General features: G+C 70.6%; 15 protein-coding genes. 1 reads left to right on the top strand and 14 read right to left on the bottom strand.

Going from position 1 to position 12,637, the window contains the following annotated elements; all coding sequences use genetic code 11:
- Positions 1–6 precede the first annotated feature (6 nt).
- The 13 genes from ABZT03_RS07785 to proS form a co-directional block, all read right to left on the bottom strand.
- A complete protein-coding gene (locus ABZT03_RS07785) occupies positions 7–315 on the bottom strand; it encodes a DUF2469 domain-containing protein (RefSeq protein WP_003965949.1) in 309 nt (102 codons plus the stop codon).
- Between the two features lie 56 nt (positions 316–371).
- A complete protein-coding gene (locus tag ABZT03_RS07790; protein ID WP_356035158.1) occupies positions 372–848 on the bottom strand; it encodes an NUDIX hydrolase in 477 nt (158 codons plus the stop codon).
- A 91-nt stretch (positions 849–939) separates the two neighbouring features.
- The gene (gene lepB, locus ABZT03_RS07795; protein WP_356034995.1) at positions 940–1,719 is read right to left on the bottom strand and encodes a signal peptidase I; all 780 of its coding nucleotides are present in this window, start codon (positions 1,717–1,719) and stop codon (positions 940–942) included.
- A gap of 129 nt (positions 1,720–1,848) precedes the next feature.
- A complete protein-coding gene (lepB, locus tag ABZT03_RS07800; protein WP_356034998.1) occupies positions 1,849–2,853 on the bottom strand; it encodes a signal peptidase I in 1,005 nt (334 codons plus the stop codon).
- Entirely contained in the window at positions 2,741–3,838 is a 1,098-nt protein-coding gene (lepB, locus tag ABZT03_RS07805; RefSeq protein WP_356035001.1) for a signal peptidase I, read from the bottom strand. Before lepB (ABZT03_RS07805) ends, lepB (ABZT03_RS07800) begins: the two co-directional genes overlap by 113 nt.
- Complete coding sequence (lepB, locus tag ABZT03_RS07810) at positions 3,831–4,544, bottom strand: signal peptidase I (RefSeq protein WP_356035003.1); 714 nt, start codon at positions 4,542–4,544, stop codon at positions 3,831–3,833. The genes lepB (ABZT03_RS07805) and lepB (ABZT03_RS07810) overlap by 8 nt, the downstream gene beginning before the upstream one ends.
- Before the next feature lie 45 nt (positions 4,545–4,589).
- Positions 4,590–4,940 carry a 50S ribosomal protein L19 gene (gene rplS / locus ABZT03_RS07815; RefSeq protein WP_356035006.1) on the bottom strand — a complete coding sequence of 117 codons (351 nt, stop codon included), beginning with the start codon at positions 4,938–4,940 and terminating at the stop codon, positions 4,590–4,592.
- A 136-nt stretch (positions 4,941–5,076) separates the two neighbouring features.
- Positions 5,077–5,910, bottom strand: a complete 834-nt coding sequence (gene trmD / locus ABZT03_RS07820; RefSeq protein WP_356035009.1) for a tRNA (guanosine(37)-N1)-methyltransferase TrmD — start codon at positions 5,908–5,910, stop codon at positions 5,077–5,079.
- A complete protein-coding gene (rimM, locus tag ABZT03_RS07825; protein ID WP_356035012.1) occupies positions 5,910–6,500 on the bottom strand; it encodes a ribosome maturation factor RimM in 591 nt (196 codons plus the stop codon). Before rimM ends, trmD begins: the two co-directional genes overlap by 1 nt.
- A 112-nt stretch (positions 6,501–6,612) precedes the next feature.
- Complete coding sequence (locus ABZT03_RS07830; protein ID WP_005479813.1) at positions 6,613–6,852, bottom strand: RNA-binding protein; 240 nt, start codon at positions 6,850–6,852, stop codon at positions 6,613–6,615.
- Between the two features lie 2 nt (positions 6,853–6,854).
- Positions 6,855–7,283 carry a 30S ribosomal protein S16 gene (gene rpsP / locus ABZT03_RS07835; protein ID WP_356035015.1) on the bottom strand — a complete coding sequence of 143 codons (429 nt, stop codon included), beginning with the start codon at positions 7,281–7,283 and terminating at the stop codon, positions 6,855–6,857.
- A 363-nt stretch (positions 7,284–7,646) separates the two neighbouring features.
- Positions 7,647–8,249, bottom strand: coding sequence for a hypothetical protein (locus tag ABZT03_RS07840; RefSeq protein WP_356035017.1), 603 nt, complete (start codon positions 8,247–8,249; stop codon positions 7,647–7,649).
- 260 nt (positions 8,250–8,509) lie between these two features.
- The gene (gene proS, locus ABZT03_RS07845) at positions 8,510–9,925 is read right to left on the bottom strand and encodes a proline--tRNA ligase (RefSeq protein ID WP_356035020.1); all 1,416 of its coding nucleotides are present in this window, start codon (positions 9,923–9,925) and stop codon (positions 8,510–8,512) included.
- Between the two features lie 202 nt (positions 9,926–10,127).
- Here proS and ABZT03_RS07850 point away from each other — a divergent pair, with 202 nt between their 5' ends.
- Positions 10,128–10,985 (top strand): SAM-dependent methyltransferase, encoded by an 858-nt coding sequence (locus ABZT03_RS07850; protein ID WP_356035023.1) that lies wholly within the window; start codon positions 10,128–10,130, stop codon positions 10,983–10,985.
- A gap of 35 nt (positions 10,986–11,020) precedes the next feature.
- On the opposite strand, the gene ffh is transcribed toward ABZT03_RS07850, so the two are convergent.
- A complete protein-coding gene (gene ffh, locus ABZT03_RS07855; RefSeq protein ID WP_356035026.1) occupies positions 11,021–12,574 on the bottom strand; it encodes a signal recognition particle protein in 1,554 nt (517 codons plus the stop codon).
- Positions 12,575–12,637: the final 63 nt, after the last annotated feature.

Consider the following 12,637-nt stretch of genomic DNA (forward strand, 5'->3'; position numbering starts at 1 on the left):
TGAACGTCACCCGCCCGGCAACTCCAGATCGCTCTTGTTGAGCTCCTCAATGTTCACGTCCTTGAACGTGAGCACGCGCACCTGCTTGACGAACCGGGCCGGCCGGTACATGTCCCACACCCAGGCGTCCGCCATCGACACCTCGAAGAACACCTCGCCCTGGACCGAGTGCACCTGCATCTCGTAATCGTTGGTGAGGTAGAAGCGCCGCTCGGTCTCGATCACGTATTTGAACAGACCGACGACATCGCGGTACTCCCGGTAGAGCTTCAGCTCCATCTCGGTCTCGTACTTCTCGAGGTCCTCGGCGCTCATGGCATGTTCCCCTTCAGCCGTGCGATCCCACCATTGTGCGCCAGTCCCGCCCACCCCTAGACGATTTCGGTGTCCAGGGTGACGGGTCCGGCCGGGGGACCGTCGTCGAGCAGCCTGCGCAGCAACCCGGCGAGTCTGGTCGGATACACCGTCTCATGTGCCTGGGCCAGTTCCTGACACGTCCACCAGCGCGCTCCGCGGAGGCTGCGCCGCTCCAGCTCGGTGAGGCCGGTGGCCCCGGTGGCCGTCTGGGTCGTACGGGCCAGGTAGTACCACTCGTCCTGGTCCCAGCGGCGCCCCGCGAACGGGAAGGAGCACCTCCGCCGCCACAGCACCGGGCCCAGTTCGACCTCGGTGATGCCGGTCTCCTCCACGAGTTCCCTGCGGGCGGCCTCTTCACGGGTCTCGTCGCCCTCCAGGCCCCCGCCGGGCGTGAACCACCAGTTGTTCGCCGGATCGTCGGGCTCGTGGCCGTGCAGCAGCAGGATGCGGTCCTGCGGGTCGAGCAGCACCAGCCGGGCGACTTTGCGCAGCCCGCCCCCGAAGGCGCCCGGGTCCCCGAAGGCGCCCTGACTCCCGAAGCCGTCCGCGTGCTCGTCGGCGTCTGCGCCGGTCCCCGGCGCCTCAGCGGGCACCGGGCGACTCCGTCCGGGTGCGGGCGCGGCCGCCGCCCACCCGCTTGGCGATCGGGCCGTAGGCACCGCCGGCGAGGATGAGCACCGCGCCAGCCACGATCAGGCCCACCACCGCGCGGAGCGGTCCGGGCTGGGAGAGGGTGCCGAGCGCCTCGAAGCCGGTCGGCCGCTTCAGCATGCCGTTCATCGGCCACACGACCGCGTCGACCCGGGCGGAGACGGCGCTGCGGGCCACGGTGCCGCCGGCCGCGTCGGTCAGGTGGGCCGTGGAGTCCAGCGAGCCCTGACGCTCGTCACCGAGCAGGAACAGCCGCCCCTTCGGCACCGTCACGGTGGGGATGTCCGTGATCTCGGCCAGGCTCCCCTTGGGGAGATACGGTTCCTCGATCTGCTTGCCGTTGATCGTCAGCTTGCCGTTCGTGCAGCAGGCGACGGTGTCGCCGCCGACCGCGACGACCCGCTTGACCACGGCTGAGTTGCTCACCCAGGACTTGTCCGTGAAGACCACGACGTCACCGCGGCGCACCTCGGAACCGTCGACGCGCTGCGCCAGTACCCGGTCGCCCGCGGCGATGGTCGGACTCATGGAGCTGGTGGGGACGGTGTAGGGCCGGTAGGCCACCGCTCCCCAGCCGAATCCCCCGAGGAACAGCACCAGACCCAGGGCGACGGCCAGACCGGACAACCGCTGTCCGGTCCGGCTGCCCACCGGTTCACTGCCCGTGCCGCCGCTGCGCGGGGCCGTACGCGTCGCACTCTCGCCACCCATGGGTCCGCACCCTACCCGGCGGTACCGGACCCGGTCAGCCCCTTCCGAAGCGGCCCGGGTCACAGCTCCACCAGGGATTCACAGGCCCCGGACGTACGGCGGAAGGATCGGCTCCGCCGGGCCCGGGCCTCAGCGGGTCCCGTCGGCGGCGATCCTCCTGCGGCGCCACAGCGCCACCGGCACCACACCGACCAGGGCGATGCCGTTCGGGGCCACGGTCAGGGCGGCGGAGGCCGAGGACCGGTCGTTCAGACCGTTCTGGTCGAAGGTGTCGGGGATCGGGAGCGTGCCCCAGCGGTTGATCGGCCAGGCCTTGACGATGGCGCGGCCGACGACCTCCTTCACCGGGACCATGCCCTTGTGCTCGTCCGCCTGGTTGTAGCGGGAGTCCCGGGAGTTCTGCCGGTGGTCGCCCATGACCCAGATGGAGCCCTTGGGGACCTTCACGGTGAACTGGCCGCCCTGGTCGTCGACGCTGCACGGGGTGTTGCCCGCGTACACGTAGGACGTCTCGTTGAGCGCCTTGCCGTTGACCTTCAGCGGGCCGGTGCCCTTGCAGGAGACGGTGTCGCCGCCGACGCCGATGACACGCTTGATGAGGTCCTTCTCCTCCGCGGACGGCATGAGGCCGATCCAGCTGAGGAAGGTCTGCACCGCGTTCGGGTTCGCCGTGGGCTCGCCGGCCAGCCAGTTGTCCGGGTCGTGGAAGACGACGACCTCGCCGCGCTCGGGCTCGGAGCCGAACCACGGGGTCAGCTTGTCGACCAGGACCCGGTCACCCTGCTGGAGGGTGTTCTGCATCGAGTCGGAGGGGATCGAGAACGCCTGCACCAGGAACGTCTTGATCAACAGCGCGAGCACGAGCGCGATGCCGATCAGGATGGGCAGCTCCTTCCAGAAGGAGCGGGGCTTCCTGGGCCCGCGCGCCGGCTCCCCGGGCCCCTGGTCGCCGGGGCCGGATCCACCGGGTCCCTGGGTCCTCGGCTCCTCGCCCGTATCCGGACCGTCCGCCGCTCCGGCGTCACTCCCGGAGGTCACGGCGCCGTCCGCGGCCGGGGCGGCCGGCTCCACGGGTTGTCCGCCGTACTCCTCGCCGTCGTGTCCGGACCGTGCGCCAACCGCAACATCCCCCACGCCAACTCCTCACTCTGTGCCGCTGCCTGCCCCAGACGCGGCGCAGGCCCACCACTCCCATAACGAGCGGGAGTTCCGCAGGGCTCGGGAGTCGGATCGTTCCGTTGAGATCCTCGGAGGCAACCCTATGCGACAGTTCGGGAGCCGCGGTCGTCCCGGCTGCCGAGTCGGACACGGAAGCAAAGGTTTTCGGCTCGTCGAGGGAGGTCCAGTGGCCGAGCGGCCAGGCGATGACCTTGGCCCGGCCCACCACGGAGTCGAGGGAGACCGTGCCGCCGTAGTCGGTGTTCTGGTGCGCGCGGGAGTCCGCGGAGTTGCCGCGGTGATCGCCCATCACCCACAACCGCCCCTTCGGGACGGTGATGTCGAACTGCGATTCGGAGGGGACGTTTCCGGGATAGAGGTACGCACCCTCCTCCAGGGGGACCCCGTTGACGGTCACCCGCCCCTGCGCGTCACAGCACTTGACCCGGTCGCCGCCGACCCCGACGACCCGCTTGATGAGGTCCTTCTCGTTGTCCGAGGGGAGCAGGCCGATGAAGGTGAGACCCTCCTTGACCTGCTTGACGACGATCGGGTCCTTCTTCTTGGTGGTCTGCTCGTCCTGGAGCCAGCCGCCGGGGTCGTGGAAGACGACGACGTCCCCGCGCTTGGGCTCGGAGCCGAACCACGGGGTGAACTTGTCGACCAGGACGCGGTCACCGATCCGGATCGTCTGCTCCATCGAGCCGGACGGGATGACGAACGCCTGGAGGAGGAAGGTCTTCAGGACGAGCGCGATGAGGACCGCGACGCCGACGAGGAGCGGTATCTCCTTGACCGCGCCGCGCCTGCGGCGCCGTTTGACCTTGCGCTGGAGCTTGCGCCGCTCGGCGCGCGAGCGGCCGTTCGCGGCCGCGCCGCCGCCGGTCCGCCGGGAGCCCGTGGGCAGCAGGTCCTCGGCGGCGCTGAGGCCCGTACCGCGCCGTCTGCCACGGTTACCCATGCGCACCGTCCGGTGCGGGCACGCGCGCGTAGGCGCCCGGCCGCTCGAGGCGGGTCCAGTGCGCGCTGGGCCATACGATCCAGTCGGCACGGCCGATGACCTCGCCGACGGGGATCATGCCGCCGCCCGGTGAGCCGAGATGGTCGCGGGAGTCGCTGGAGTCGCTGCGGTGGTCACCGAGGACGAAGAGGGTGCCGCCGGGGACCCTGATGTCGAAGGGCACCGTGGACGGGCTGTCACCGGGGTACAGGAAGGTCGACTCGTCGACCGGCCGGCCGTTCACCCGGACCCTCCCCTCCTTGTCGCAGCAGACCACGTGGTCTCCCCCCACACCGACAACGCGTTTGACGTAGTCCGCGTCCCCGAAATAGCCGGTCCCGTCGAACACGACCACGTCACCGCGCCGCGGCTCGGCACCGAAACGGTACGCCAACTTATTTACGAGAACCCGGTCCCCGATCCTCAATCCGGATTCCATGGATCCGCTGGGAATCTGGAAGGGTTGCACCACGAATGCGTTGAGGACGAGCAAAAACAGCAGGCAGACCAGGAGCGTCAGGGTGATGCGCCCGCCGGGGAGCGGGTCGGTGATCCTCGACACCAACGCGAAACGCGACCGGTCCTCCGGCCCCCTGGGGTCCGAGTTCTCGGATCCGCGGGGGCGGGAGGAGCGGTCGCGCTCCGTCGGCTGTGCTTCGGTGTCCATCGGGGCCAGATGCTATCCGGCCCTGCTGTGGCAACCGGCGCGCGATCAGCGGTCGCGCTTCTCCTTGATCTTCGCGGCCTTGCCGCGCAGCTCGCGCAGGTAGTAGAGCTTCGCGCGACGCACGTCACCGCGGGTGACGACCTCGATCTTCTCGACGATCGGGGTGTGCACCGGGAAGGTGCGCTCCACGCCGACGGAGAACGAGACCTTGCGGACCGTGAAGGTCTCGCGGACCCCGGCGCCCTGGCGGCGGATGACGATGCCCTTGAACTGCTGCACACGAGAGCGGTTGCCCTCGATGACGCGGACGTGGACGTTGACCGTGTCACCCGGGCGGAAGGCCGGGACGTCGCTGCGCAGCGACGCGGAGTCGACGGAGTCGAGCAGGTGAGACATTTTGCGTCTGCTTTCTTCGCCCATGCCACAGGTCATCGACGGAAGTTGGGTGATCTGGATGAGAGCCGTGCGCGTCGGGGCGGGCGTCGTGTCCCCCTGTGGCAGGGGCGCACGCCGGACGGCGCACAGCAGCGGCCTATTGTTCCACGCCCTGCGGCCTGCGCCAAAATCGGCCGTACGGCTCCCCCTCGGGGTCCGGGGCCCAGCCCAGGATGGAGAGCATCTCGCGGTCCTTCTTGTCGAAGGCCCCGGGGTCGCACCGCTCGATCAGGTCGGGCCGGTTGGCCGCCGTGCGGCGCAGCGCCTCGTCGCGGCGCCAGCGGGCGATCTTCCCGTGGTGCCCGCTGAGCAGCACGTCGGGGATGCCCTGGCCGCGCCACTCGGGGGGCTTGGTGTAGATCGGCCCCTCCAGGAGGTTGGCCATGGCCCCGGGGGCGAAGGAGTCGTCCCGGTGCGACTCGGCGTTGCCGAGGACGCCGGGCAGCAGGCGCGCCACGGCCTCGGTGACGACCAGGACGGCCGCCTCGCCGCCGGCGAGGACGTAGTCGCCGATGGACACCTCGTACACGGGCATCCGCGTGGCGTACTCCTCGACGACGCGGCGGTCGATTCCCTCGTAGCGGGCGGGTGTGAAGACCAGCCACGGGCGCTCGGACAGTTCGACGGCGAGGTCCTGGGTGAAGGGACGGCCGCTGGGCGTGGGGACGACGAGCGCCGGCGCGTGGGAGCCCGTCTCGTAACCCTCGGCGAGCACGGAGTCCAGCGCGTCGCCCCACGGCTCGGTCTTCATCACCATGCCGGGACCGCCGCCGTAGGGGGTGTCGTCGACGGTGTTGTGCCGGTCGTAGGTCCATGAGCGCAGGTCGTGCACGTGGACGTCGAGCTGTCCGCGCGCGCGTGCCTTGCCCACGAGGGAGACGTTCAGCGGCTCCAGGTACTCCGGGAAGATCGTGACGACGTCGAGCCGCATCACGCCTCTTCCCCGGCGGCGTCCGCTTCCCCGGAGCTGTCGTCGGACTCGGACGCGTCCCGCGCGGAGGCCGTCTCGGCCCGGTCGTCGATCAGCCCGGGGGGCGGGTCGATGACCGCGCGCTGCTCCGCCAGGTCGATCTCGGTGACGATCTGCTCGACGAACGGGATCAGCACCTCGGTGCCGTCGGGCCGCTCCACGATGAACAGGTCCTGGGAGGGCAGGTGCGAGATCTCGGTGATCCGGCCCACCTCGACGCCGTCCCCGGTGACCACGTCCAGGTCCATCAGCTGGTGGTCGTAGTACTCGTCCTCCTCCTCGGGGAGCGCCTCGGGGTCCACCTCGGCGATCAGGAGGGTGTTGCGCAGCGCCTCGGCGGCGTTGCGGTCCCGCACGCCCGCGAAGCGCAGCAGGAGACGGCCGCTGTGGACGCGGCCGGTCTCGATGGTCAGCGGCCCGGTCGAGGCCGGGTCGGTGGCCAGGACGGCGCCGGGGGCGAGCCTCAGTTCGGGCTCGTCGGTGCGTACCTCGACGGTGACCTCGCCCTTAATGCCGTGGGCGCGGCCGACGCGAGCGACTACCAGCTGCACTTGTGTTGATCTCCTGTCGTACGACCCGTCGCAGACCCCCGCGGGTCATACGACGTCGGGCCGGGGACGGCCAGTGGCCCTCCCCGGCCCGAGCCGGTGCTGTGTTTCGACGTCAGCGGACGTGGTCCACGTCGACGAGGTCGACGCGGACTCCGCGACCGCCGATGGCGCCCACGACGGTCCGCAGTGCGCGCGCGGTGCGGCCGTTGCGGCCGATCACCTTGCCGAGGTCGTCGGGATGGACCCGGACCTCGAGCACGCGCCCGCGGCGCAGGTCACGCGAGGCGACCTGCACGTCGTCGGGGTTGTCGACAATGCCCTTCACGAGGTGCTCGAGAGCCTCCTCGAGCATGCTCAGGCCTCGGTCGGCGCAGCCGCAGAGGACTCGGCGGAGGCGTCGTCCTTCTTGTCGGCCTTCTTCTTCTGGGTGATGGCCTCACCCTTGCCCTCGTCGTCGCCGCCAAGGGCTTCGAACAGGGGACGCGCGGCCTTGGGGGCCGGCTGCAGCAGCGGAGCCGGGGCGGGCTCGCCCTTGAACTTCTGCCAGTCGCCGGTCTTCTTCAGGATCGCGAGCACGGGCTCGGTCGGCTGTGCGCCGACGGAGAGCCAGTAGGCCACGCGGTCGGCGTTGACCTCCATGCGCGAGGGGTTCTGCACCGGGTGGTACAGACCGATCTCCTCGATGGCCCGGCCGTCACGGCGGGTACGGGAGTCGGCGACGACGATGCGGTAGTGAGGCGCGCGGATCTTGCCCAGACGCTTCAGCTTGATCTTGACTGCCACGGAAGTGGTGTCTCCTGGTCTTGACGTGGTTGGGCACGGCGAGATGGCCGCGTGGGGTTGCGGTACCCGAGTGCCCGATGGACGCGTCAGCCGGAGGAGAGAGGGGTCCTGTGCGGCTGTCGAGTACAGCTAGCCATTGTGCCACACCCGGCGCGTCGCGCTTACCCCGGTCCACCGGGCATGCCACAGGGACGCCGGGCGCCACCCGGCGCCTTCGCATCCGCCCGCACCGCGTCGCGGCCCGGTCGTCCTCGTGCGGCCGCCGGCGTCCGCGGCCGCCACGCGAGGACGACCGCGGAGAGCGACCCGCCCGCGTCCACGCCGTCTGCTGGTCCGGCACCCACGAGATGCCGGGATGCGCAGTCAGCCGGCCGCCGCGCCCACGACCTCCGGGATGCGGAACGGCTTTCCGCAGCCGCCGCAGACGATCGGCGCCTGGGCCAGCACGGACGGGACGACCCGTACGTTGCGGCCGCAGTCGCAGACCGCCTTGACGCGCACGCCCCCGCCGGAGGAGCCGTGCCGGGCGGCCGGTCCGCGGAAGGAGCGGGCGGTGTCCGCGGCGGTCGCGGCCGTGTGGGCCTTGAGCGCGCGCTGGAGGCGCTCCATGGTCGGGCGGTAGCGGCGCTTGGCCTCGGGGTTGAGCGTGACCAGGGAGAACCCGCTGCTGGGATGCGGCTCCTCGGGATGGTCCAGGCCCAGCTCCTCGGCGATCGCGAGGAATCGGCGGTTGTGGTAGCGGCCGGCACGGGACGTGTCGCGCACACCGCGCGAGGCGGCGATGCCATGGACTGCCTCGTGAAGCAGCCGCTCGAAGGAGAGCTCGTGCCCGCAGGCGGACGAGGACTCTCCGATCAGAGACTCGGGCGCGGCAAGATCGGGCAGCTCGGGGTGGTACCGCTGGATGTCGGCCCACGCCTGCGCCAGTTCTGCGGCGAGAACAGGTGGTGTCTGTGTCGTGCTCACGTAATGACAACGAGCCGGGGTGCCCCTGTGTTCCGATTCCGGGGCATCCCAAATAATTTGCACGTACCCGTCAGTTGGCACTGATGCGTCCTGACGAGGGCGGGTGCGCTGATCTGCGGAGAAGCCTCACAGCTCATACCAAGCTGGTGCGTAGTCCTCCGTACGGCCCCGCGCGTAGACGATGTCGGCACGCGGGGGCGCCCGTGACCCGCGGGTGCGCAAGGGGCGTTTCGGCCGCGTGCGTGACGCAGACCCTCGCCTCAGTAGGCGCGCGCGACGACCGCGACGTTACCGGGTGCGTCCTCGGTGTCGGGCACCGACCCGTCCTCGGCGACCAGACACCGTACGGTGACGGCGTGCTCGGCCAGCCTGGCCTCGCCCTCCGTGCCGAGCGCCGCCCACGGGATGCGCGCCCACCCGCCGGCGCCGGCGGCCTCGACGGCCTCCTCGACCGTCGACACCTCCGACGTCCGGGACAGGCGGCGCTCGCGGGACTGCGCCAGCAGCAGCGCCTGGTCCTCGCGCAGGACACCGGGCAGCAGTGCCGCGAGAGCGTCGACGGCCACCGGCTCCTTGCCTCCCGGGATCCGGCGGACCAGCATCGCCGTGCCGTTCTCCAGGTCACGCGGGCCGATCTCGATCCGTACGGGCACGCCCTTCAGCTCCCAGTCGACGGCACGGCGCCCGAAGGCGACGTCCGTTCGGTCGTCCACCCGGACGCGCAGGCCCGCGGCCCTCAGCCGGTCGCCCGTCTCGCGGACCTTGGCCAGAACCGCCTCGTCGGCCTTGATCGCGAGGACGACGACCTGGATCTGTGCGAGGTTCGGCGGGACCCGGAGGCCGTCGTCGTCGCCGTGCATCATCACCAGGGCGCCGATCATGCGGGTGGTCGAACCCCATGAGGTCTGCCAGACGAGTTCCCGCGTGCCGTCCTTGGACAGGTACCGGGTGTCGAAGGCCCTGGCGAAGTTCTGGCCCAGCTCGTGACTGGTGGCCATCTGCAGGGCCTTGCCGTCGCCCATCATGCCTTCGAGCGTGAGGGTGTTGATCGCGCCCGCGAAGCGCTCCCTGACCGTCTTGCGCCCGGCGACGACGTCCATGGCGAGGACGTCGACCATGAAGTCCTCGTAGACCTGGCGGTGGATGTGCGCGGCGAAGTCGCGGGCCTCCTCGTAGGTGGCGTGCGCGGTGTGGCCCTCCTGCCAGAGGAACTCGCTGGTGCGCAGGAAGAGGCGGGGGCGGAGTTCCCAACGGACCACGTTGGCCCACTGGTTGATCAGCAGCGGCAGGTCGCGGTAGCTCTGCACCCACTTGGCGAAGTATTCGTTGACGATCATCTCGGAGGTGGGGCGGACGACCGCGGGCTCCTCCAGCTCCTTGCCGCCGCCGTGCGTGACCACCGCGAGCTCGGGTGCGAAGCCCTCGACGTGGTCGGCCTCCCGGGCGAGGTAGGACTGCGGGATCAGGACCGGGAAGTAGGCGTTCTCGGTGCCCGTCTCCTTGATCCGGGCGTCCATCTCCTGCTGCATCCGCTCCCACAGGCCGTATCCGTACGGTCGGATCACCATGCTGCCGCGCACCGGGCCGTTGTCGGCCAGCTCGGCCTTGTTGATCAGATCCTGGTACCAGCGCGGGAAGTCGTCGGCCCGCGAGGTCAGTACGGGTGCTTTGGCCATGGCGAGATGGTACGGCGCCAGGTTGCCGGGATGTGAAATCTCGCCACATGCGGGCACACACCGCAAGCCGGGACCTACAACCCCTGGACGCGCGGTCGAGTGCGGAGTTACCTGACATACGGGGGGAGTACGAGCGCACGTCACGGGGGCCATGTGATCGGGCAAAGAGACAACAACTCTCGGCGGAATGGGGCGCTTTTCTATGTCACCTACGCTCGTGCGACAGCACCTGTCCCCCACGGGACCCGCGTCCCGCGTGGACCGGAGTGCACGCGCGCGTGACTGGTCGGAGATCCAGGAGCGGATGCTGGTACCGCTCTACGAGGCCGTCTACGAGCGACTCGAAGTGGGCCCGCGGACGCGCCTGCTGGGCCTCGGCTGCGGTTCCGGGCTGGCCCTGCTGATGGCCGCGTCGAGAGGCGCCGCGGTCACTGGGGTCGAACCCGGCTCCCCCGAGCGGCTCGCCCTGGCACGGCAACGCCTGCTTCCGGACGCGCCCGGCGGACACGTCCGCGGCGACACCCGGCTCGTCGGCGGCTCACCCGGGGACGCGGCGGACGCGACCAGGCCGCCGTACAACCTGGTGACCGCCTTCGAGCCGCTCGGCCACCAGGAGGACGACGCGGTGGAGCTCGGCTCCCTGCTGGCCGCGGCGACACCGCTCGCCGTGCACGGGGCGCCGGTGGTGCTGGTCGGCTGGGGGCCGCCGGAGCGGTGCGCCACGTCGAATGTGCTGCGGATCGCCGGGAAGCCGGAGGCTCCGGCGCGCGGCGGAGGCGGCCGGCGCGCGGCCGTGCGCGACGACCTGGAGGAGGTCGCCGGGCGGGCCGGGCTCAGGCCGGACGGCTCGGGCCGGGTCGCCTGCCCCTTCGGCTACGCGGACGTCGGCAGCGCCGTGCGCGGCCTGCTGTCGACGGGCCTGTTCGACACGGCGATCGCCGCGACGGACCGGGCGCAGGTCGGCAAGGAGCTGACGGAGGCCCTGCACCCCTACCGGCGGCGGGACCGGACGGTGTGGATGCCGAACGTGTTCCGGTACCTCGTCGCGCGGGTGCCGTAAGCGCCCGCGCGACCAGCCCGTGAACCTGCCGGACGTCAGCCCATGAACTTCTTGAACTCGTCCGGCAGTTCGAAGTCCTGAGGGGCCTGCTGGCCGGGCACGCCGAGGGCGCCGCCGCCCTGTGCGGCGGCGGCACGGCGGGCCGCCTCCTCCTGCTCCTGCTGCTTGCGCTTCATCGGGTTGCCGGAGCGCTGCTTGCCCTTGGCCTGCCTCTGCTGCTTCTTCTGCCGGCCCGGGCCGCCGCCCATGCCCGGCATCCCCGGCATGCCCGGCATCCCGCCGCCCTGGGCCATGCGGGACATCATCTTGCGGGCCTCGAAGAACCGCTCGACGAGGTTCTTCACGGCGCTGACCTCGACACCGGAACCCTTGGCGATACGGGCGCGGCGCGAGCCGTTGATGATCGTCGGCTCGTGGCGCTCGGCCGGGGTCATCGACTTGATGATCGCGGCCGTACGGTCGACGTCCCGCTCGTCGAGGTTGGCGATCTGGTCCTTGATCTGGCCCATGCCCGGGAGCATGCCGAGCAGCTTGCTGATGCTGCCCATCTTCCGGACCTGCTCCATCTGGGCCAGGAAGTCGTCCAGGGTGAAGTCCTGGCCCTTCTTGGACGCCAGCTTGGAGGCCATCTTCTCGGCCTCTTCCTGACTGAACGTCTTCTCCGCCTGCTCGATCAGGGTGAGCAGGTCACCCATGTCGAGGATGCGGGAGGCCATCCGGTCGGGGTGGAAGGCGTCGAAGTCCTCGAGCTTCTCGCCGTTCGAGGCGAACATGATCGGCTTGCCGGTGACCGAGGCGATCGACAGGGCCGCGCCACCGCGGGCGTCGCCGTCGAGCTTCGACAGCACGACACCGTCGAAGCCGACGCCGTCACGGAAGGACTCGGCCGTGTTGACCGCGTCCTGGCCGATCATCGCGTCGACGACGAACAGGATCTCGTCGGGGCGGACCGCGTCACGGATGTCGGCGGCCTGCCGCATCAGCTCCTGGTCGATGCCGAGGCGGCCGGCGGTGTCCACGATCACGATGTCGTGGACCTTGGCCTTCGCGAACTCGACGGAGTCCTTGGCGACCTTGACCGGGTCGCCGACGCCGTTGCCCGGCTCGGGCGCGTAGACGGCGACGCCCGCGCGCTCGGCGACGACGCTGAGCTGGTTGACCGCGTTGGGGCGCTGGAGGTCGGCGGCGACCAGCAGCGGCGAGTGGCCCTGGTCCTTGAGCCACCGGCCGAGCTTGCCCGCGAGGGTCGTCTTACCGGCGCCCTGGAGACCGGCGAGCATGATCACGGTGGGCGGCTGCTTGGCGAAACGCAGCCGCCGGGTCTCGCCGCCGAGGATGGTGACGAGTTCCTCGTTGACGATCTTCAGGACCTGCTGGGCGGGGTTCAGCGCTCGCGAGACGTCGGCCCCGAGCGCCCGCTCCTTGACGTTCTTGATGAACGTGCGGACCACGGGCAGCGCCACGTCCGCCTCGAGGAGCGCGATACGGATCTCGCGCGCCGTGGCGTCGATGTCCGCCTCGCTCAGGCGCCCCTTGCCGCGCAGGTTCTTGAAGGTCGCTGAGAGGCGGTCGGAGAGAGTATCGAACACGGCGGCGTCGGTCCTCGGAGTCGGGGGCAGGGTGAGCGTCTTCCAGGGTATCCGGCCGAGCGG

The organism is Streptomyces sp. NPDC005574, assembly GCF_040605435.1.
Classification (GTDB): domain Bacteria; phylum Actinomycetota; class Actinomycetes; order Streptomycetales; family Streptomycetaceae; genus Streptomyces.

What these genes read in the sequence shown, in the direction of transcription:
- ABZT03_RS07785 (WP_003965949.1), bottom strand. Translation starts at nt 315, where the DNA reads ATGAGCGCCGAGGACCTCGAGAAGTACGAGACCGAGATGGAGCTGAAG.
- lepB (WP_356034995.1), bottom strand. Translation starts at nt 1,719, where the DNA reads ATGGGTGGCGAGAGTGCGACGCGTACGGCCCCGCGCAGCGGCGGCACG.
- lepB (WP_356035001.1), bottom strand. Translation starts at nt 3,838, where the DNA reads ATGGGTAACCGTGGCAGACGGCGCGGTACGGGCCTCAGCGCCGCCGAG.
- lepB (WP_356035003.1), bottom strand. Translation starts at nt 4,544, where the DNA reads ATGGACACCGAAGCACAGCCGACGGAGCGCGACCGCTCCTCCCGCCCC.
- rplS (WP_356035006.1), bottom strand. Translation starts at nt 4,940, where the DNA reads ATGTCTCACCTGCTCGACTCCGTCGACTCCGCGTCGCTGCGCAGCGAC.
- trmD (WP_356035009.1), bottom strand. Translation starts at nt 5,910, where the DNA reads ATGCGGCTCGACGTCGTCACGATCTTCCCGGAGTACCTGGAGCCGCTG.
- ABZT03_RS07830 (WP_005479813.1), bottom strand. Translation starts at nt 6,852, where the DNA reads ATGCTCGAGGAGGCTCTCGAGCACCTCGTGAAGGGCATTGTCGACAAC.
- proS (WP_356035020.1), bottom strand. Translation starts at nt 9,925, where the DNA reads ATGGCCAAAGCACCCGTACTGACCTCGCGGGCCGACGACTTCCCGCGC.
- ABZT03_RS07850 (WP_356035023.1), top strand. Translation starts at nt 10,128, where the DNA reads ATGTCACCTACGCTCGTGCGACAGCACCTGTCCCCCACGGGACCCGCG.